Source organism: Streptomyces sp. NPDC018610, assembly GCF_044391765.1.
In the GTDB taxonomy this organism is placed as follows: Bacteria; Actinomycetota; Actinomycetes; order Streptomycetales; family Streptomycetaceae; genus Streptomyces.
Map to the genome: position 1 here is coordinate 389,994 of NZ_JBISAL010000006.1, position 18,586 is coordinate 408,579.

17 protein-coding genes and 1 tRNA gene are annotated in these 18,586 nt (G+C 71.3%); 12 read left to right on the top strand and 6 right to left on the bottom strand.

Going from position 1 to position 18,586, the window contains the following annotated elements; translation table 11 throughout:
• The first annotated feature begins 2 nt into the window (after nt 1–2).
• The 5 genes from ACH5A8_RS18200 to ACH5A8_RS18220 all read left to right on the top strand — a co-directional run bounded on the left by ACH5A8_RS18200 (nt 3) and on the right by ACH5A8_RS18220 (nt 4,534).
• Nucleotides 3–722, top strand: a complete 720-nt coding sequence (locus tag ACH5A8_RS18200) for a transglycosylase family protein (protein WP_399003055.1) — start codon at nt 3–5, stop codon at nt 720–722.
• Nucleotides 723–1,069: 347 nt separating this feature from the next.
• A complete protein-coding gene (eno, locus tag ACH5A8_RS18205; protein ID WP_399003057.1) occupies nt 1,070–2,377 on the top strand; it encodes a phosphopyruvate hydratase in 1,308 nt (435 codons plus the stop codon).
• Between the two features lie 159 nt (nt 2,378–2,536).
• Nucleotides 2,537–3,010: a septum formation initiator family protein gene (locus ACH5A8_RS18210; protein WP_399003198.1), complete on the top strand. Its 474-nt coding sequence runs from the start codon at nt 2,537–2,539 to the stop codon at nt 3,008–3,010.
• Nucleotides 3,011–3,029: 19 nt separating this feature from the next.
• A complete protein-coding gene (locus ACH5A8_RS18215; protein ID WP_399003059.1) occupies nt 3,030–3,596 on the top strand; it encodes a DUF501 domain-containing protein in 567 nt (188 codons plus the stop codon).
• The gene (locus ACH5A8_RS18220; RefSeq protein ID WP_399003061.1) at nt 3,593–4,534 is read left to right on the top strand and encodes an exopolyphosphatase; all 942 of its coding nucleotides are present in this window, start codon (nt 3,593–3,595) and stop codon (nt 4,532–4,534) included. The genes ACH5A8_RS18215 and ACH5A8_RS18220 overlap by 4 nt, the downstream gene beginning before the upstream one ends.
• Nucleotides 4,535–4,538: 4 nt before the next feature.
• Here ACH5A8_RS18220 and ACH5A8_RS18225 read toward each other — a convergent pair whose 3' ends face one another.
• Nucleotides 4,539–4,808: a type II toxin-antitoxin system RelE/ParE family toxin gene (locus tag ACH5A8_RS18225; RefSeq protein WP_399003063.1), complete on the bottom strand. Its 270-nt coding sequence runs from the start codon at nt 4,806–4,808 to the stop codon at nt 4,539–4,541.
• Nucleotides 4,805–5,077 carry a type II toxin-antitoxin system Phd/YefM family antitoxin gene (locus ACH5A8_RS18230; RefSeq protein ID WP_137302729.1) on the bottom strand — a complete coding sequence of 91 codons (273 nt, stop codon included), beginning with the start codon at nt 5,075–5,077 and terminating at the stop codon, nt 4,805–4,807. The genes ACH5A8_RS18225 and ACH5A8_RS18230 overlap by 4 nt, the downstream gene beginning before the upstream one ends.
• A 210-nt stretch (nt 5,078–5,287) precedes the next feature.
• On the opposite strand from ACH5A8_RS18230, the gene ACH5A8_RS18235 reads away from it, so the two are divergent.
• From ACH5A8_RS18235 to ACH5A8_RS18245, 3 genes are all read left to right on the top strand, one after another.
• Nucleotides 5,288–6,427, top strand: a complete 1,140-nt coding sequence (locus tag ACH5A8_RS18235; RefSeq protein WP_399003065.1) for a DUF2382 domain-containing protein — start codon at nt 5,288–5,290, stop codon at nt 6,425–6,427.
• 530 nt (nt 6,428–6,957) lie between these two features.
• The gene (locus tag ACH5A8_RS18240) at nt 6,958–8,340 is read left to right on the top strand and encodes an NAD(P)/FAD-dependent oxidoreductase (protein ID WP_399003067.1); all 1,383 of its coding nucleotides are present in this window, start codon (nt 6,958–6,960) and stop codon (nt 8,338–8,340) included.
• 212 nt (nt 8,341–8,552) lie between these two features.
• The gene (locus ACH5A8_RS18245; protein WP_399003069.1) at nt 8,553–9,860 is read left to right on the top strand and encodes a class I SAM-dependent methyltransferase; all 1,308 of its coding nucleotides are present in this window, start codon (nt 8,553–8,555) and stop codon (nt 9,858–9,860) included.
• Nucleotides 9,861–9,930: 70 nt separating this feature from the next.
• Here the strand turns inward: ACH5A8_RS18245 and ACH5A8_RS18250 are convergent, their stop codons facing one another.
• Nucleotides 9,931–12,459, bottom strand: coding sequence for an ABC transporter permease (locus tag ACH5A8_RS18250; protein ID WP_399003071.1), 2,529 nt, complete (start codon nt 12,457–12,459; stop codon nt 9,931–9,933).
• Nucleotides 12,460–12,553: 94 nt separating this feature from the next.
• Entirely contained in the window at nt 12,554–13,324 is a 771-nt protein-coding gene (locus ACH5A8_RS18255; RefSeq protein ID WP_399003073.1) for an ABC transporter ATP-binding protein, read from the bottom strand.
• A gap of 414 nt (nt 13,325–13,738) precedes the next feature.
• Here ACH5A8_RS18255 and ACH5A8_RS18260 point away from each other — a divergent pair.
• The 3 genes from ACH5A8_RS18260 to ACH5A8_RS18270 all read left to right on the top strand — a co-directional run bounded on the left by ACH5A8_RS18260 (nt 13,739) and on the right by ACH5A8_RS18270 (nt 16,548).
• Nucleotides 13,739–13,821: transfer RNA gene (locus ACH5A8_RS18260), tRNA-Leu, on the top strand.
• Nucleotides 13,822–14,247: 426 nt separating this feature from the next.
• On the top strand, nt 14,248–15,486 hold the full coding sequence (locus ACH5A8_RS18265; RefSeq protein ID WP_399003075.1) for a 4-hydroxybenzoate 3-monooxygenase: 1,239 nt from the start codon (nt 14,248–14,250) through the stop codon (nt 15,484–15,486).
• Nucleotides 15,487–15,636: 150 nt separating this feature from the next.
• Nucleotides 15,637–16,548 carry a Bax inhibitor-1/YccA family protein gene (locus ACH5A8_RS18270; RefSeq protein WP_399003077.1) on the top strand — a complete coding sequence of 304 codons (912 nt, stop codon included), beginning with the start codon at nt 15,637–15,639 and terminating at the stop codon, nt 16,546–16,548.
• A 118-nt stretch (nt 16,549–16,666) separates the two neighbouring features.
• Here ACH5A8_RS18270 and ACH5A8_RS18275 read toward each other — a convergent pair whose 3' ends face one another.
• Complete coding sequence (locus ACH5A8_RS18275) at nt 16,667–16,894, bottom strand: DUF4287 domain-containing protein (RefSeq protein WP_392267267.1); 228 nt, start codon at nt 16,892–16,894, stop codon at nt 16,667–16,669.
• A 101-nt stretch (nt 16,895–16,995) separates the two neighbouring features.
• Between ACH5A8_RS18275 and ACH5A8_RS18280 the strand changes: the two genes are divergently transcribed.
• Nucleotides 16,996–17,307, top strand: a complete 312-nt coding sequence (locus ACH5A8_RS18280) for a hypothetical protein (RefSeq protein WP_399003079.1) — start codon at nt 16,996–16,998, stop codon at nt 17,305–17,307.
• Between the two features lie 336 nt (nt 17,308–17,643).
• On the opposite strand, the gene ACH5A8_RS18285 is transcribed toward ACH5A8_RS18280, so the two are convergent.
• Complete coding sequence (locus ACH5A8_RS18285; protein ID WP_399003081.1) at nt 17,644–18,444, bottom strand: hypothetical protein; 801 nt, start codon at nt 18,442–18,444, stop codon at nt 17,644–17,646.
• Nucleotides 18,445–18,586 lie beyond the last annotated feature (142 nt).

Consider the following 18,586-nt stretch of genomic DNA (forward strand, 5'->3'; position numbering starts at 1 on the left):
CCATGCTGTTTTCCAGCAAGGGCAAGCACCGTCGTCCCTCCAAGGCCACCCGCGCCATCGCGCTCGCCGGTGTCACCGGCGCCGCCGTGGCCGCCCCGCTGATGGCCGCGGGCAACGCCTCCGCCGCCACCGCCTCCGAGTGGGACGCGGTCGCCCAGTGCGAGTCCGGCGGCAACTGGTCGATCAACACCGGCAACGGCTTCTACGGCGGCCTGCAGTTCACCAACTCCACCTGGGCCGCGTACGGCGGCACCGCCTACGCCTCGCGCGCCGACCTGGCGGGCAAGTCGCAGCAGATCGCCGTCGCCGAGAAGGTCCTCGCGGGCCAGGGCAAGGGCGCCTGGCCGGTCTGCGGCAAGGGCCTGTCCGGCGCCGCGTACACCGGCGGCACGAGCTCCTCCTCGTCGTCGTCCTCGTCCTCCTCCTCGTCGTCCTCGTCGAGCAGCAGCTCCAAGAGCGGCACCGTCAACCGCTCCACCGAGCAGCAGAGCGCCAACCGCTCGGCGACGCGTCCGGCCCCGAAGAAGACCGTCACCACCCCGACCGGCAAGAAGGTCGAGAAGGGCGACGGCGAGTACAAGGTGGTCACCGGCGACACCCTCAGCACCATCGCCGCCGCGCACCACGTCCAGGGTGGCTGGGAGAAGCTGTTCCAGCTGAACAAGGACATCGTCGACGACGCCGACCTCATCTACCCGGGCCAGCAGCTGCACCTGAAGTGACAGCTCACCGGCAGCCCGGCCACAGGCCCCGCTCAGGCGTGAGCGCCACCATGGCACTCACGTAGGGCCTTTCCCCCGTCCCCACGGGCTCCCCGCCCCGGCGCGTTCCCCCCGTACGCGCCGGGGCGGGGCTTTTTCCGCTCCGCCTTCGCTCCCCGTCCCCGAGGGGCCTTTCTTCGCCCGCCGTTCGCGGTCCCGTCACCGGCCCCTTTGTTCCGAGCGGGAACAATGTGTACCGTCACCCTGTCCACGGGACGGTCGGTCGGCCGGTCGGCGCCCCGGGACGGTTAGGCTCTAGTCGCAAGGCTCACACGCCCCGCACTTCAAGCGTCACATCCAAGAAGGAGATGCTCGTGCCGTCCATCGACGTCGTCGTAGCCCGGGAAATCCTGGACTCCCGAGGCAACCCCACGGTCGAGGTCGAGGTCGGCCTCGACGACGGCAGCACGGGTCGTGCCGCCGTTCCGTCCGGCGCCTCCACCGGCGCCTTCGAGGCCATCGAACTGCGCGACGGTGACCCGAACCGCTACCAGGGCAAGGGCGTCGAGAAGGCCGTCCTCGCCGTGATCGAGCAGATCGGCCCGGAGCTGGTCGGCTACGACGCCACCGAGCAGCGCCTCATCGACCAGGCCATGTTCGACCTGGACGCCACCGACAACAAGGGCTCGCTGGGCGCCAACGCCATCCTCGGCGTCTCGCTCGCCGTCGCGCACGCCGCCTCCGAGGCCAGCGACCTGCCGCTCTTCCGCTACCTGGGCGGCCCCAACGCGCACCTGCTCCCGGTGCCGATGATGAACATCCTGAACGGCGGCTCGCACGCCGACTCCAACGTGGACATCCAGGAGTTCATGATCGCCCCGATCGGCGCGGAGTCCTTCTCCGAGGCCCTGCGCTGGGGCGCCGAGGTCTACCACACCCTGAAGAAGGTCCTGAAGACCAAGGGCCTGTCCACCGGCCTCGGCGACGAGGGCGGCTTCGCCCCGAACCTCGGCTCCAACCGCGAGGCCCTCGACCTCATCCTCGAGGCCGTCAAGGAAGCCGGCTACACCCCGGGCGAGCAGATCGCCCTCGCGCTCGACGTCGCCGCCTCCGAGTTCTACAAGGACGGCAAGTACCTCTTCGAGGGCAAGGAGCGCTCCGCCGCCGAGATGACGGAGTACTACGAGGAGCTGGTGGCGGCCTACCCGCTGGTCTCCATCGAGGACCCGCTGTTCGAGGACGACTGGGCCGGCTGGAAGATCATCACCGACAAGCTCGGCGAGAAGGTTCAGCTCGTCGGTGACGACCTGTTCGTCACCAACCCCGAGCGTCTGGCCCGCGGCATCGAGGAGGGCACCGCCAACGCCCTGCTGGTGAAGGTGAACCAGATCGGCTCGCTCACCGAGACCCTGGACGCCGTCGAGCTGGCCCAGCGCAACGGCTTCAAGTGCATGATGTCCCACCGCTCCGGCGAGACCGAGGACGTCACCATCGCCGACCTGGCCGTCGCCACCAACTGCGGCCAGATCAAGACCGGCGCCCCGGCCCGCTCCGAGCGCGTCGCCAAGTACAACCAGCTGCTGCGCATCGAGGAGATCCTCGACGACGCCGCGGTGTACGCCGGCCGCAGCGCGTTCCCGCGCTTCCGGGGCGGCGCCGGGATCTCCAAGGTCTGAGCCGCCCGCCGCTGGGCCGTGGGGAGTCACGGTTCAGCCAGTCGTACGTACGTCCCCGTACCCGGTCCCGTACCGTGTCCGGGGGCGTACTGCTGCACCAGGCACGGACTGCCGCGGCGGTACGCGCCTGTGGACGGACACGAACGGGAGGCGGGGACGATGGCCGTGCGGGACCGGGACCGGTTCTCCACCGCGACCAGGCTCAGGCTGCTCGGCGAGCAGACAGCGGCCCGCGTCTACCGCTCCCAGACCCGGCGTCAGGCGCGCCGCTCCCGGCTCACCGGGCGCGCCGCGCTGCTGGCGCTGGTGGTCTGCTCGATGGTGGTCGCCCTGGCGTACCCGATGCGGCAGTACGTCTCCCAGCGCGAGGGCATCGCCGACCTGAAGCGGCAGAAGCAGCAGGCGCAGCAGCGGGTCGAGCAACTGCGCGACCTCAAGGCGCGCTGGCAGGACGACGCGTACGCCGAGCAGCAGATCAGGCAGCGGCTGCACTACGTGCTGCCCGGGGAGACCGGCTACACGGTGGTCGACCCGGGTCCGGTCAAGCAGTCGCGCGCCGAACAGGGGACGGCCCGCCGCCCCTGGTACACCAATGTCTGGTACGGCGTCGACAAGGCCGACGCCGGCCAGTGAACGGATGAGAAAGACAGGCATGGAAACCCCTCCGCCGCCCACCGAGCGCACCGAACCCACCGAAGCGGACGTCGAGGCCTTCAGGCAGCAGCTCGGGCGGCCGCCGCGCGGGCTGCGCGCGATCGCGCACCGCTGCCCCTGCGGGCAGCCGGACGTCGTGGAGACGGCCCCGCGGCTGCCCGACGGCACGCCCTTCCCGACGCTGTACTACCTGACGTGCCCGCGCGCGAACTCGGCGATCGGCACGCTGGAGGCCGACGGCGTGATGAAGGAGATGACGGAGCGGCTGGCGGCCGATCCGGAGCTCGCGGCGGCGTACCGGGCCGCGCACGAGGACTACATCCGGCGCCGGGACGAGATCGAGGAGCTGACGGGCTTCCCGAGCGCGGGCGGCATGCCGGACCGGGTCAAGTGCCTGCACGTCCTGGTCGCCCACTCGCTGGCCGCCGGGCCGGGCGTGAACCCGCTGGGCGACGAGGCGATCGCGATGCTGCCCGAGTGGTGGCGCAAGGGTCCGTGCGTGACGGTTCCCGGGACGCCCGCGGGCGGGGAAGGTCCGACGGGGACGACGGAGGACGGCAAGTGACCAGGGTCGCCGCCATCGACTGCGGAACGAACTCCATCCGTCTGCTGATCGCGGACGCGAATCCCGAGACGGGCGAACTCGTCGACCTGGACCGGCGCATGACGATCGTGCGGCTGGGCCAGGGCGTCGACCGCACGGGCCGGCTCGCCCCCGAGGCGCTGGAGCGGACCTTCGCGGCCTGCCGCGACTACGCGGCGCTCATCGAGGAACACGGCGTCGAACGGCTGCGTTTCGTGGCCACCTCCGCATCCCGGGACGCGGAGAACCGGGACGAGTTCGTGCGCGGTGTCGTGGACATCCTCGGCGTCGAGCCGGAGGTGATCACCGGCGACCAGGAGGCGGAGTTCTCGTTCACGGGTGCGACCAAGGAGCTGACGGGACGCTCGGACCTCACGGGGCCGTACCTGGTGGTCGACATCGGCGGCGGCTCCACGGAGTTCGTCGTCGGTGAGGACCGCGTGCGCCGGGCGCGTTCGGTGGACGTGGGCTGCGTCCGGATGACCGAGCGTCACCTGGTCGTGGACGGGGTGGTGAGCGACCCGCCCGCCGAGGAGCGGATCGCCGCGATAAGGGCGGACGTCGAGGCCGCTCTCGACCTGGCCGAGGAGACGGTGCCGCTGCGTGAGGCGCACACGTTGGTGGGCCTGGCCGGGTCGGTGACGACGGTGTCCGCGATCGCGCAGGACCTGCCGGAGTACGACTCGCGGCGCATCCACCACTCCCGGGTCTCCCGCGACCAGGTCCGCGAGATCACCACGCGGCTGCTGCACTCCACGCACGCCGAGCGCGCGGCGATCCCGTCCCTGCACCCCGGACGGGTGGACGTCATCGGGGCGGGCGCCCTGGTCCTGCTGGCGATCATGGAGCGCGTCGGCGCGGAGGAGGTCGTGGTCAGCGAGCACGACATCCTCGACGGCATCGCGTGGTCTTTGGCCTGACCGCCTACAGGTCGCGGTATACGTCCCGCCGGTCGCCCACCTTGACGACGAGAACGACGAGTTCACCGTCGTTGATCTGGTAGGCGACCCGGTAGCTTCCGACCCGGAGCCGGTAGAGCCCGGACGGGCCGGTGAGCTTCTTGACGTCGGCGTCCTGGCGGTACGGGTCGTCACCGAGCGCGGTCAGCGCGGTCAGGACGCGCATGGCGTCGGGCCGGCTGATGGCCCGGAGCTGCCGTTGCGCCGCCGCGGTGAACCGGAAGGCGTACTTCACGCCGCCTCGCCGTCCTGTTCGGTGAACAGGTCTGCCAGCAGTTCCGCCATCGTCACTGTGGGACCGCCCTCGGCCAGGACCGCTTCGGCTTCGCGAGCCAGCATGACGTCGGCCGCTTCCTCCAGAGCTTCGAAGTCCGCGATCGGGACTACGGCGGCCACCGGAGCGCCGTTGCGCGTGATGACGGTCGGAACGCCTTCCTCGGCCCGGTTGATGTGGTCGGCGAGGTGCGCCCGGGCTTCCCGTACGGTCACGGTGTTCTCAGTCATGAGGTCAGTGTACGCACTCGCGTGTACACATGTCCGGTCCGGAGGGTCGCGTTCGTGAGCGATCCTCGACGGCATCGCGTGGTCGTCGGCGTGACCGACTGAGCCGTCCGGCACGGTCGCTCCAGTGGTCTTTTTCCCCTTTGCGGTTGTTTCGCCCCTTTGGCCCCGGTGCACCCGGGAGTCGAGACTCCTGAAGGAGGGTGACGAAACATGATCACCAGAGAACAGATCGCGACCGTGCTGGACCATCCGGTCCATGACGGTGACGGCAACAAGATCGGTGACGCCAAGCACGTCTACCTGGACGACGTGACCGGGCTGCCGGAGTTCGTGACCGTCAAGACGGGGCTGTTCGGCACGCACGAGACGTTCGTGCCCACCCGGGAGGCCTCTCTGGTCCAGGACCACATCCAGGTGCCGTACCGCAAGGACAAGGTCAAGGGCGCTCCGCACATCGACGTGGACGCGGGCGGCCACCTGTCGGAGACCGAGGAACACCGGCTGTACGACTACTACGGTCTGGACTGGAGCGAGGGCACGGGCCACGGCGGCCGGACGGGAACCGGCACCGGCGGGACGGCCGGCACCACCGGCGCCCGTACGACCGGCACGGCGGCGACGACCGGGCGCACAGGGGCCGGAGGCGCGGCGGCCGGGGCCGCGACGGGCGCCTCGGCAGGCGCGGCGGGCATCTCGGCGGACGCGGCGGCCCGTGCGCGCGCGGCCGGGCGCACCGATGAGCGGGCCGGCGGACGCATCGACGAGCGGGCCGGTGAGCGAGCCGGCGGGCGGATCGACGAGCGGGCCGGCGGACGCATCGACGAGCGGGCCGGTGAGCGAGCCGGCGGGCGCACCGGTGAATGGGCGGGGGAGGGGACCGGAGACCGGTCGCGCACGGGCATGGGCCGCGACGACGCCATGACGCGCTCGGAGGAGCGGATGCACGTCAGCGTCGAGAGCCGTGAGGTGGGGCGCGCCCGGCTGCGCAAGTACGTGGTCACCGAAGAGGTGGAGCAGACGGTGCCGCTGCGCCACGAGGAGGTGCGGGTCGAGCGCGAGCCGATCACGGACGCCAACCGTGACGCCGCCCTGTCCGGACCGGAGATCGGCGAGGCCGAGCACGAGGTGATCCTGCACGAGGAACGCCCGGTGGTGGAGACGGAGGCCGTGCCCGTCGAGCGGGTCCGGCTGACCACCGAGGAACACGTCTCCCAGGAGAAGGTGCGCGGCCGGGTCCGCAAGGAGCGCATCAAGGGCGAGGCCATCGGCTTCGACGAGACGGACGAGACGGGCCGCGGGAGGGACGTCCGGGACGACCGGGGCGACACGGGCCGGGGCCGCCGTCTGTGAGGGAGCCGGGGTGGCGGGACCGTGCCGCGCGGGGCGCCGACGGCCGGCCGTCGGCGCTTCGGCGCCGGTGACGTCGGTCTCTTTCGGGCGGTCGCGCTACCCGGCCGGTGCTACTGGTCGGTAACCTCCCTTGAGCAGCGGTGACGACGCATGAGCGGGCCGCGGGCGCCCTTCGGTCCGCCGTCCGGCGCCCCGTCGGGAAAGTTCGTGAAGTTCTTCACAAGGAATTGCCCCGGGCGGGGCCGTCCGGAGGCGCGAATGGGGCTTTTCGGGGGCTCGTCAGGGTCCGGACGGCGCTCGGGTGAGCGTCGGAGCCGGGTCTCGCAAGGGCCGAACGGGCCCTCCCCGGAAGGCCCCGCGGACTCGGAGCGGCAGCTCACACGGCCTTGACAACGGTCGTAAGCGGACGACGGTCCCCCTCCGTCGTCGTTCCCTCCGTCACAAGGGCCGCGCAGTTTAGCACAGCCCCTCCAGAAGCTTGTGAAGGGGCGCACGAGATGCCCCCCTCGGACAGGTGGATACTCGATGCCATGAGCACCACGGAGCGTCCCAGGATCCTCGTAGTAGGCGGTGGGTACGTAGGCCTGTACGCAGCTCGGCGCATCCTCAAGAAGATGCGCTACGGCGAGGCGACCGTCACGGTCGTCGACCCCCGGTCGTACATGACCTACCAGCCCTTCCTCCCCGAAGCCGCCGCCGGCAGCATCTCCCCGCGGCACGTCGTCGTCCCGCTGCGACGCGTGCTCCCCAAGGCGGAGGTCCTCACCGGCCGGGTCACCACCATCGACCAGGACCGCAAGGTAGCCACGATCGCCCCGCTGGTGGGCGAGGCGTACGAGCTGCCCTTCGACTACCTGGTCATCGCGATGGGCGCGGTCTCCCGCACCTTCCCGATCCCCGGCCTCGCCGAGCAGGGCATCGGCATGAAGGGCATCGAGGAGTCCATCGGCCTGCGCAACCACGTCCTGGAGCAGCTGGACAAGGCCGACTCCACCACCGACGAGGAGATCCGCCGCAAGGCGCTCACCTTCGTCTTCATCGGCGGCGGTTTCGCCGGCGCGGAGACCATCGGTGAGGTCGAGGACATGGCCCGGGACGCGGCCAAGTACTACACCAACGTGTCCCGCGAGGACATGCGCTTCATCCTCGTCGACGCCGCCGACAAGATCCTCCCCGAGGTCGGCCCCAAGCTCGGCCAGTACGGCAAGGAGCACCTCGAGGGCCGCGGTGTGGAGATCTACCTCTCCACCTCCATGGACTCCTGCGTCGACGGCCACGTGGTGCTGAAGAACGGCCTGGAGGTCGACTCCAACACCATCGTGTGGACGGCGGGCGTCAAGCCCAACCCGGTGCTGTCCCGCTTCGGTCTGCCCCTCGGCCCGCGCGGCCACGTCGACTGCGCGCCCACCCTCCAGGTGCAGGGCACGGACTACATCTGGGCCGCCGGCGACAACGCCCAGGTGCCCGACCTCGTCGGCCGCAAGGCGGGCAACGAGAACGCCTGGTGCCCGCCGAACGCCCAGCACGCGCTGCGCCAGGCCAAGGTCCTCGGCGACAACGTGGTCTCCGGCATGCGGGGCTTCCCGCAGAAGGAGTACAGCCACGCCAACAAGGGCGCGGTCGCGGGCCTCGGCCTGCACAAGGGCGTCGCGATGATCGTCATGGGCAAGATGAAGATCAAGCTCAAGGGACGTCTCGCCTGGTACATGCACCGCGGCTACCACGGTCTGGCCATGCCGACCTGGAACCGGAAGATCCGCATCTTCGCCGACTGGACCCTCGGCATGTTCCTCAAGCGCGAGGTCGTGTCCCTGGGCGCCATGGAGAACCCCCGCGAGGAGTTCTACGAGGCCGCCAAGCCGGCGCCGGTCGCCGCCGCGAGCAAGACCGAGGAGAAGGCCAAGGCCTCCTGACCTCCGCCGGTCGCTGATCCACCCGAAGGACCTCCCGCCATCCGTGGTGCGGGAGGTCCTTCGGCGTTCCGCCCGCGCGCGGACGGGAGATGGGTGGCTCATGCATCTGTTTTGCCCAGTCGTAACCCGCTTGCGGGACTGTGCCGAGGGCTTCCGGGTGTTTACGTGGTGGATGACATTCCGGCGTTCGTCGTCACGGAGGTGTGTACACCATGCCCGATGCCGCGTCGCGGCTCACGAGACCGCTCGAACAGCTTCTGGGAAGCCCGCTACCGGTGCGCGTGCGTGCCTGGGACGGGTCCGAGGCGGGGCCGCCGGGGGCGCCGACGCTCGTCGTACGCAACCGCCGCGCCCTGCGCAGACTGCTGTTCAAGCCCGGCGAACTCGGCCTGGCCCGCGCCTGGGTGGCCGGCGACCTGACCGTCGAGGGCGACCTCTACACCGCCCTCGGCCTGATGGCCGGACTGGTCTGGGAGCGCGGCGAGGACGCCCGAGGCCTCGGCGCCCTCCTGCGCGAGCCCGCGGCGCGGGCCGCCGTACGCGACCTCGTCAAGCTGGCCGGGCTGCCGCTGCCGCCCGCCCCGCCCCCCGAGGAGGTCCGCCGGCCCGGCCACCTCCACACCCGGCGCACCGACAGACGCGCCATCAGCCACCATTACGACGTCGGCAACGACTTCTACGAGATCGTCCTCGGCCCGTCCATGGTGTACTCCTGCGCCTACTGGCCGGCCCCCGAACCGGACGCCACCCTCGAACAGGCACAGCACGACAAGCTCGAACTCATCAGCCGCAAGCTCGACCTGAAGCCCGGTCAGCGCCTGCTGGACGTCGGCTGCGGCTGGGGCTCCATGGCCGTCCACGCGGCCCGCGAGCACGGCGTGAGCGTCGTCGGCGTCACCCTCTCCCAGGAACAGGCGGCCTACGCCAGGAAGCGCGTCGCCGACGAGGGCCTGACCGACCGCGTGGAGATCCGCGTCCAGGACTACCGCGACGTCGCCGACGGGCCGTACGACGCGATCTCCTCCATCGGCATGGCCGAACACGTCGGCGCCGCCCGCTACCTGGAGTACGCGAGCGACCTGCACGCCCTGCTGAAGCCCGGCGGACGGCTGCTGAACCACCAGATCGGCCGCCGCCCGCAGCGCGACGAGTCGACGTACGAGGTCGACGAGTTCATCGACGCCTACGTCTTCCCGGACGGCGAGCTCGCCCCCGTCGGCACCACCGTCACCCAGCTGGAGCGCGCCGGCTTCGAGGTGCGCGACGTGGAGTCGATCCGCGAGCACTACGCCCACACCCTGCGCCGCTGGGTCGCCAACCTGGAGGCCGACTGGGACCGCGCGGTACGGCTCACCAGCCCCGGACGCGCCCGCGTGTGGCGGCTGTACATGGCGGCCTCCGCGCTCGCCTTCGAACGCAACCGCATCGGCGTCAACCAGGTGCTCGCCGTGAAGACCCCCGACTCCGGCGCCTCGGGCATGCCGCTGCGCGCCCGCACCTGGGGCGCGCCGGAGGCCTGACGCACCCGGGGAGACGGAGAAGGGGCCCGTTCCGCACCGGAACGGGCCCCTTCGCGCGGGTGAGGGGTCGTCACTCGGACTTGATCGCCTGCAGCATGTTCAGACGGGCCGCGCGCCGGGCCGGCCACAGCGCCGCCAGCACGCCGACCGCCGCCGCCAGCAGCAGGAACAGGGCCATCCGCCCCCAGGGCAGGACCAGTTCGTACGTCGCCAGCTTGGTGCCCAGCAGCTCGCCGGCGGCCCAGCCGAAGAAGACGCCCAGACCGATGCCGAGGACGCCGCCGAACAGGGCGATCACCAGGGACTCCAGGCGGACCATCCGCTTGATGCCCCGGCGGTCCAGGCCGATCGCGCGGAGCATGCCGATCTCCTGGGAGCGTTCGAACACCGACATGGCCAGGGTGTTGATGACGCCGAGGACCGCGACGATCACCGCCATGGCGAGCAGGCCGTAGAGCATGTTCAGCATCAGGGTGAACATCTGCGCGATGCCGTTGGAGATGTCCTTCTTGTCCTGGACCTGGACGGCCGGGTTGGAGCCGAGCGCCTCGACCAGCCTGTCCTTGGTGGCGTCGGACGCGCCGTCGGCGGTCTTGACCAGGACCTGCATGTCGGTCACGTCGCTCAGGTGGGGGGCGAGGACGGCCTTGTCGAGCATGATGCCGCGGATCATCTCGTTGCCCTCGTAGACCCCGGCGACCGTGAGCTTCTGCTTCTTGCCGTCCTCGTAGGAGACGGTGAAGGCGGACCCGGCGGTCCAGTGGTGGTCCTTCGCGGTCCTGTCGTCGACCACGATCCTGCTGCCGCCGATCGCGAAGGAGCCGTCCCGCACCTCCAGGTCCGTCAGCTCGCCGATCGCGGCGCCGTCGACGCCGGTCAGGTACTCGGTCTCGCCGTCGATGCGGGAGGGCGCGTCGAGCAGCGGGCTGGTGGCGGTGACGCCGTCGGTGGCCTTCAGCTTCTTCTCGACGTCCGGGGACAGGCCGTTGCCGTTGGCCATCGACACCACGTAGTCGGCGCGGATCGAGGCGGCGGCCATCTTGTCGATCGCGTGCTGCAGGCTGCCCGCCATCACCGTCATGCCGGTGATCAGGGTCAGCCCGATCATCAGCGCGGACGCGGTGGCCGCCGTACGGCGCGGGTTGCGCACCGAGTTCTGCCGGGCCAGCCTGCCGGAGACCCCGAACACCCGCATCAGCGGAGCGGCGGCGGCGATCAGCGGCCGGGACAGCAGCGGCGTCAGGACGAACACGCCGATGATCAGCAGCACGGCGCCGAGACCCATCGGGGCCTGCGCGGAGTCGGCGTCCATCGTGGTGGCCGCGAGGACCACCGCGACGCCCGCCCCGGCGAACAGCGCGCCCAGCGTGTTGCGCAGCACCAGCGACTTGGTGGTGGCCCGCGCGTGCACGCTGCTCATCGCGGCCACCGGCGGGATCTTCGCGGCGCGCCGGCCCGGCAGCCACGCGGCCAGCATGGTCACCAGGACGCCGACGGCGAGGGCGGCGACGACCGTGCCGGGCGTGATCACCAGCGGACCGTCCGGGACGGTGGCGCCCAGCGTCCCCAGCAGGGACCGCAGCCCGGCGCCGATGCCGATGCCGGCCAGCAGACCGGTCACCGCGGCCACCACGCCCACAACGAACGCCTCGATCAGCACCGACCGGGTGACCTGGCGGCGGGAGGCGCCGACCGCGCGCAGCAGCGCCAGTTCCTTGGTGCGCTGGGCGACCAGCATGGTGAAGGTGTTGGCGATGATGAACGTGCCGACGAACAGCGCGATCCCGGCGAAGACCAGCAGGCCCTGCTTCATGCTGCTCATCGACGAGGAGATCATCTCCGCCTGGTCGTCGGCGAGCTCGCGGCCGGTGGTGGTCTCGGTGCGCCCCTTGGGCAGCGCCCGGTCCAGCTGCGCCTTCAGCGCCGTCTGGCTGGTGCCGGCCTTCGCCGCGACGTCGATCTCGTCGTACGTGCCCGGCTTGCCGAACAGCTTCTGGGCGGTGGCCGTGTCGAACAGGGCGAGGCTGCCGCCGGCGGCGACGTTGCCGTCGTCGGTGGTGAAGACGCCGCTGATCGTGGGGGTCAGGACGGGGCCGTCGACGGAGATGCGCACGGTGTCGCCGACCTCGTAACCGGCCCGGCGGGCGGTCTCGGAGTCGATGAGGACCTGGTTCGCGCCGTGCGGAGCGGTGCCGGAGGCCAGCGGGTAGCGGGGGTCCTTCGTGCCCCAGTAGTTGCCGCCCTCGGACTGGAAGCCGTTGCCGATCAGCTTGCCGTCCTTGCCGGCGATGGCGGTGAAGCCGCGGACGACACCGGTGGCGGACTCCGCGCCCGGCACGCCGGCGCTGCGCTTCAGCAGCGCCTGCGTCAGCTCGGGCGTCCTGCCGACCCGGTCGCCCTCGCTCTTCTGGTGCTTGGCCTCGACGGCCACGTCGACATGGTCGAAGCCCTTGGCGGAGCTCTTCTGGAACGCGTCGGAGATGGTGTTGGTGAAGACCAGGGTCCCCGACACGAAGGCCACGCCGAGCATCACGGCGAGCACGGTCATCAGGAGCCGGGCCTTGTGCGCGAGTACGTTGCGCAAGGCGGTGCGGAACATGGGTTGTCTCAGTCCAGGTGAGGTGTGCGGGGGCTGGGGACGACGGATGCCGACAGGGAGGGACCGCCGGGCGGGCGGCCCGGGGCGCCGCTCGTCAGCTGGTGCGCCCCTTGACGTCGAACTGCTTCATGCGGTCCAGGACCGCGTCCGCCGTCGGCCCGTACACCTCGTCCACGATCCGGCCGTCGGCGAGGAACACCACCCGGTCCGCGTACGCCGCCGCCACCGGGTCGTGGGTCACCATCACCACGGTCTGGCCCAGCTGCCGCACCGAGTTGCGCAGGAAGCCGAGCACCTCGGCGCCCGAACGCGAGTCCAGGTTGCCGGTGGGTTCGTCACCGAAGATGATCTCCGGCTTGGAGGCGAGCGCCCGGGCGACCGCGACGCGCTGCTGCTGGCCGCCGGAGAGCTGCGAGGGCCGGTGTCCCAGCCGCCCGGACAGGCCGACCATCTCGATCACGGAGTCCAGCCACTGCTTGTCGGCCTTGCGGCCGGCGATGTCCATGGGCAGGGTGATGTTCTCCAGCGCCGTCAGCGTCGGCAGCAGGTTGAACGCCTGGAAGATGAACCCGATCTTGTCCCGGCGCAACTTGGTGAGCTGCTTGTCCTTCAGGGAGCCGAGCTCGGTGTCGCCGATGCGCACCGAACCGGAGGAGAAGGTGTCCAGCCCCGCGACGCAGTGCATCAGGGTGGACTTGCCGGAGCCGGAGGGCCCCATGATCGCGGTGAACTCGGCCTGCGCGAAGTCGACGGAGACCCGGTCGAGAGCGACCACCTGGGTCTCGCCCTGTCCGTAGATCTTCGACAGATCCGTGGCGCGCGCGGCCACGGCGGTGGTCCGGCCGGCGATGGAGGAGGTGGTCACGGGTGGGTGCTCCTGACGGGACGACGATGTTCTCGGGGACGGGTTCCATCGTCGCGGCCGAACAGGCCCGTGGCGTCAGCCGCAGTCCTGGTTCCGGAGGGCGACTCGGGTCGGACGGTGAGCACCCCTGTCATACCCAGGTATGAGGGCCGCCCCTGAGACGCGCCGGAGGCCGTCCTTGGGGAGAGGAACGTCGAGAAAGGGTGGAGCCTCGCTGCCCGGGCGGTGAAATTCCGTCATTCCGTGTACGCGGCCGACTGCCGCACGTAAGGCTGTGGGCATGTGCCGAAGGCGGTTTCTCGGCCCTGATGCTCCCTCAAGCGTCAATAAAACAAGACAACATGAGGACACCCGCACACGGCCCGGGTGGTGTACCCCGATAGGCTCGGACCTCGGCGCGGAGCCCACGGCCTGGCCCGGATGGTGGAATGCAGACACGGCGAGCTTAAACCTCGCTGCCCCTCGCGGGCGTACCGGTTCGAGTCCGGTTCCGGGCACTCCCACCCAAGCGGTGTCCGGCCTGTGAAGACCCCGGGCCGGCGCCGTTTCCCTTTTCCTTCCGGACGCGCCACTTCTCGCGCATCACCTCCCCTCGGGGCGTGCCGTTCGTCCCCCGTGCGCGCCGCTGCGCTCCGGGGCGTGCCGTTTCACCCGCCCCGTGCGCGTCGCTTCCCTTCCGGGCGTGCCGTTCACCCCCCTGTGCGCGCCGGGTTCCCCCGCGGCGCCCGGCCCTCCGGAGCGTTCAGGCTCCTTCCGCGGCGGAGTGCGGGCCGGCGCGGGATCCATTGACATCGGGCGGGTCCGGGCGGAGACTCAGGGCAATTCAGTGAAGGAAAGTTCACTACGCGAACGCAGCCGCCGACGCGACCGCGAACGCCCGTGGTGGCCCCGCGGCGAAGACGCCCACCCGAAGGGAACGACCGATGCGCACCACCGTCGGCATCATCGGAGCCGGCCCGGCCGGCCTGCTCCTGGCCCGGCTGCTCCACGACGCCGGGATCGACTCGGTCGTCCTGGAGAGCCGCGACCGCGCCTACGTCGAGCGGCGCCAGCGCGCCGGGATCCTGGAGCAGGGCACCGTGGACGTGCTGCGCGCGGCCGGGGCCGGGGAGCGGATGGACCGCGAGGGGCTGCGTCACGACGGCATCGAACTGCGGTTCGCCGGGCGGCGCCACCGCGTCGACTTCCCCGGCCTGACCGGCGGCCGGTCCGTGATGGTCTACGCCCAGACCGAGGTCTGCAAGGACCTCATCGCCCTCCAGCTCGAGGACGGCGGGCCGCTGCTTTTCGAGGCGGAGGCGCTGGCCGTCGAGGGCGCGGAGGGCGACCGCCCGTCGGTGCGGTTCCGGCACGAAGGGCGCGAGGACGTCCTCACGTGCGACTACGTCGTCGGGTGCGACGGCTTCTGGGGCGTGGCCCGCAAGGCGGTCCCGGTCGGCCTCTCCCAGGTGTTCGAGCGGACGTACCCCTTCGCCTGGCTCGGCGTCCTCGCCGACGTGCCGCCCTCGCACGACGAACTGGTCTACACCCGCCACGACCGAGGCTTCGCCCTGCTCTCCATGCGCTCCCCGTCCACCTCCCGTCTCTACCTCCAGGTCCCCGCCGGCGCCGACGCCGAGAGCTGGACGGACGAGGAGATCTGGGACGAGCTGGAACGGCGGCTGGAGACGGACGACGACTGGGAACTGGCGCGCGGCCCGATCACCCAGAAGTCGGTCACCCCGATGCGCTCCTACGTCCACGAGCCGATGCGCCACGGCCGCCTCTTCCTCGCCGGCGACGCCGCCCACATCGTGCCGCCGACCGGCGCCAAAGGCCTGAACCTCGCCGTCGGCGACGTCGTCACCTTCGCGCGGGCGCTGACGCACCGCCAGGAGACCGGCTCCGACCAGCTGCTGGACTCCTACTCCGCCGACTGTCTGCGCCGGGTCTGGCAGGCCGAGCGGTTCAGCTACGACATGACGACGATGCTCCACCCGGCCCCGGACGCCACCCCTTTCGAGGGGCGACTCCAGCTCGCCCGCCTGGACCGGATCGCCTCCTCGCGGGCCGCCGGCGCCGACCTGGCCGAGGCCTACACCGGGTTCCCGATCGGCCGAACGGGCCCTTCGGGGCGCCGGGGGTCTCCGGCCGGTTCCGGACGTGTACCGGGTCGGTCATGAACGCCGCCGTCACGTGCCGGGAATCACCTGGCCGCGTAGCGTGTTCCGCAGCAAGGCGGGGGAAAGATCCTTCCCAGGTAGTAGGGTCGATCCTTTGCCGTTCCATTACTCTTGAGCCAAGGCCGCGACGTGCGGCCATGGAGGAGTGAGATGAGGAGCAGAAACCCGGTCTTCTCGCGACGGGGGTTCAGCCGCGACAACGGCTACGCGGGCTTCAACACCGCGCCGCAGGCCGGGGGCCCCGCAGTCGGCACGCAGGGCGGTCCGTACGCGCAGGGCGGTCCTTACGCCCAGCCGAGCGGCAACCCCTACGCGCAGAACCCTTACGCCCAGCAGGACCTTCAGTACGGCGCGCCGCCGCAGGCCCCGGCCGCCACCGGCCGGATGACGATGGACGACGTCGTCGTGCGCACCGCCTCCACGCTCGGCGTGCTCGTGGTCACGGCCGCGCTCGCCTGGACGCTGCTGCCGGTCGACGACGCCCACATCTCCCGGTCGTACGGCATCGGGATCGGCGCCGCGCTGATCGCGATGGTGCTGGGCTTCGTCCAGTCCTTCAAGCGCAAGGCCTCACCCGCGCTGATCCTGACCTACGCGGCGTTCGAGGGCGTCTTCCTCGGCGTGGTCTCCAGCGTCGTCGACAACCGCATCGCGAGCGGTGCGGCCATGCAGGCCGTGCTCGGCACGATGGCGGTCTTCGCCGCCGTGCTGGTCGCGTACAAGGCCCGCTGGATCCGCGTCAACCGCCGCTTCTACGGCTTCGTGATGGCGGCCGCGCTCGGCTTCGTGCTGCTGATGGCGGTGAACCTGCTGTTCGCCGCGTTCGGCGGTGGTGACGGCCTCGGCTTCCGCAGCGGCGGCCTCGGCATCTTCTTCGGCATCGTCGGCGTCATCCTCGGCGCCTGCTTCCTCGCCCTGGACTTCAAGCAGGTCGAGGACGGCGTGACCTACGGCGCGCCGCGCGAGGAGGCCTGGCTCGCGGCCTTCGGCCTCACGCTGACGCTGGTGTGGATCTACATGGAGTTCCTGCGGCTCATCGCGATCCTCAACCAGAGCGACTGACGTCCGCCGACGTCCGTGTACGCGCGGAAGGGCCCCGGCTCCGGCCGGGGCCCTTCGTCGTTCCCGCGCCGCCCAGGGCGTGTTTCGAAAGTCCCGCCTGCCACTTTCGAAACACGCCCTAGAGCAGCTTGCGGGCGGCCCTCCTCAGGTCGTACTCGTGGATGATCGCCTTGGCGTGGCCGTAAGCGAGGTTGTGCTCGTGGCGGAGCCAGCTGAGCTTCTCCTCGAAGCAGAGCGCCGGGCCCTCTTCGACGGTGCGCAGCCAGTCGGCGACTTCACGACCGGTGCACTGGGGGATGCGGGCGAGCAGGTTGCGGTGGGTCTCTTCGGAGAAGACTTGGGACATCGGCGCCTCCGGACGCGTTCGACGAAGCCGGTCCTTCACGTCACCGTGCCCGAGGGTTCGCTCGTTGGCAACAGTCCGGGTGCGGCGCGTAGTCTCGCGACGTGGTTGACACGACATCGCTGAGCCGGGCAGTGGATCACTTCGCGGACCGTCTGCGGGCGGCGCCGCAGAGCCGGCTGCAACGGAGCGCGGCGGCGGAGGCGCTGGCACTGGCCAGGGAGTTCGCACGCCGGGCCCAGCTCGCCGAGGAGCCCGGGCGGGAGCCGCGTGAGATGCCGGACGCGGGGATGTTCGCGGTCGCGGACCAGATCACCGTGGCCGGACACGACCTGGCACTCGTACTGAAGGACGAGGCCGAGGTCGAGGAGGCGGTCCGCCTCGTGACGGAGGCACAGAGACGCGCCGGGGTGTGACCCGGGCGGCGGGGTACGCCGGGCGGGCGAGGTGCGCCTGGGTGTGGGCCCGGCCGGTGGGGGTACGCCGGGCGTGACAGCGAGTCGAGTGCGGCGCGCCGGGTTGTGGCGGCGCGGCTGAAGCGCGCCGGGGCGCCCGGAGTGTGACGGGGCGGCAGGAGCGCGCCGGGTGTACTGCCGGATACGCCGGGCTCGGCCATGGAACGGCGGGCGGCCGGCCGTGGAACGGCGGGCGGCCGGCCGTGGGGCGGCGCCCGGCTGTGAAGGGCCCGGCTGACGGAGGGATGCCCGGCCGCGGTGGAGCGGCGTCGGGACGTGGCCGGTCAGGCAGGCCGGTCAGAGCGAGGCGATGACGCGGTCCGCCAGGATGTACACGTTCTCCTCGCCGCAGGAGAAGGTCAGGGTGTAGGCGCCGGAGATGCCCGAGCCGCCCAGCAGGACCGGGGACTTTCCGGCGCGCAGCGCGTCGGCCAGCCGTTCCGCGGTCTCGCGGTGGCCCGGCGTCATGCACAGGGTCGTGCCGTCGGCGAAGACGTAGACGTCCAGGGTGCCCAGCGGGCCGGGACGGACGTCGGTGAGCTCCACCTCGTCCTCGGCCAGTTTCTCCAGGGTGGCGACGGTGCGCTCGTGGTCGCCGACGACCGGGGAGGCGTGCGGGGTGAAGTCCGGGTGCGAGGGGTGGCGGCGGCGGGCCGCGGCCAGCTCGGCGGACTCGCCGGGGCCGCCCTGGGCCTCGTCGGCGTCGGCGCCCGGTTCGGTCACCGGCTCCAAGTGCTCCAGGCCCGCGAAGTCGGCCTGCCGCGGCAGGAACAGCTCGCTGTCGGGCAGCCCGAGCAGGGACGGCGTGTCGGCCGCGTCACGGGCCTCCTGCGCGGCCCAGAAGGCCCGCGCCTCGGCCAGCTCCCGCTCCCGCTCCTCGGCGAGCGCCTGGACCACGGCGGTGCGTATCTGCTCGGCGTCCGCCTGTCCGCGGGCCGCGGGCAGCAGGGCACGCGCCGTCACGGCGTGGTTCTCCGCGAGCTGGCTGTGCAACGCCGTGACCTGTCGGCGCAGGGTGAAAAGGGTGCGCAGGACGGCGACGCCCACGGCGCCGGTGGCGGCCGTGGTGAGCAGCAGGGCGATGGGCATGGCGCTCACTGACGTACTCCCGGGTTCAAGGTGGACCCCCGACTTCCTACATCAGCTTGAAGGGCGGACTATCCAACTGTCAGTGCGTAACGTCACGAAACGGACAGGAATGTGGCTAGTGGGGCGCTTGATCCGCCTGGCGCGACGCTGT

Bases quoted from the DNA above. Each gene is read 5' to 3' on its own strand.
- ACH5A8_RS18200 (WP_399003055.1), top strand. From the start codon at position 3: ATGCTGTTTTCCAGCAAGGGCAAGCACCGTCGTCCCTCCAAGGCCACC.
- eno (WP_399003057.1), top strand. From the start codon at position 1,070: ATGCTCGTGCCGTCCATCGACGTCGTCGTAGCCCGGGAAATCCTGGAC.
- ACH5A8_RS18210 (WP_399003198.1), top strand. From the start codon at position 2,537: ATGGCCGTGCGGGACCGGGACCGGTTCTCCACCGCGACCAGGCTCAGG.
- ACH5A8_RS18215 (WP_399003059.1), top strand. From the start codon at position 3,030: ATGGAAACCCCTCCGCCGCCCACCGAGCGCACCGAACCCACCGAAGCG.
- ACH5A8_RS18230 (WP_137302729.1), bottom strand. From the start codon at position 5,077: ATGACTGAGAACACCGTGACCGTACGGGAAGCCCGGGCGCACCTCGCC.
- ACH5A8_RS18235 (WP_399003065.1), top strand. From the start codon at position 5,288: ATGATCACCAGAGAACAGATCGCGACCGTGCTGGACCATCCGGTCCAT.
- ACH5A8_RS18240 (WP_399003067.1), top strand. From the start codon at position 6,958: ATGAGCACCACGGAGCGTCCCAGGATCCTCGTAGTAGGCGGTGGGTAC.
- ACH5A8_RS18245 (WP_399003069.1), top strand. From the start codon at position 8,553: ATGCCCGATGCCGCGTCGCGGCTCACGAGACCGCTCGAACAGCTTCTG.
- ACH5A8_RS18250 (WP_399003071.1), bottom strand. From the start codon at position 12,459: ATGTTCCGCACCGCCTTGCGCAACGTACTCGCGCACAAGGCCCGGCTC.
- ACH5A8_RS18265 (WP_399003075.1), top strand. From the start codon at position 14,248: ATGCGCACCACCGTCGGCATCATCGGAGCCGGCCCGGCCGGCCTGCTC.
- ACH5A8_RS18270 (WP_399003077.1), top strand. From the start codon at position 15,637: ATGAGGAGCAGAAACCCGGTCTTCTCGCGACGGGGGTTCAGCCGCGAC.
- ACH5A8_RS18275 (WP_392267267.1), bottom strand. From the start codon at position 16,894: ATGTCCCAAGTCTTCTCCGAAGAGACCCACCGCAACCTGCTCGCCCGC.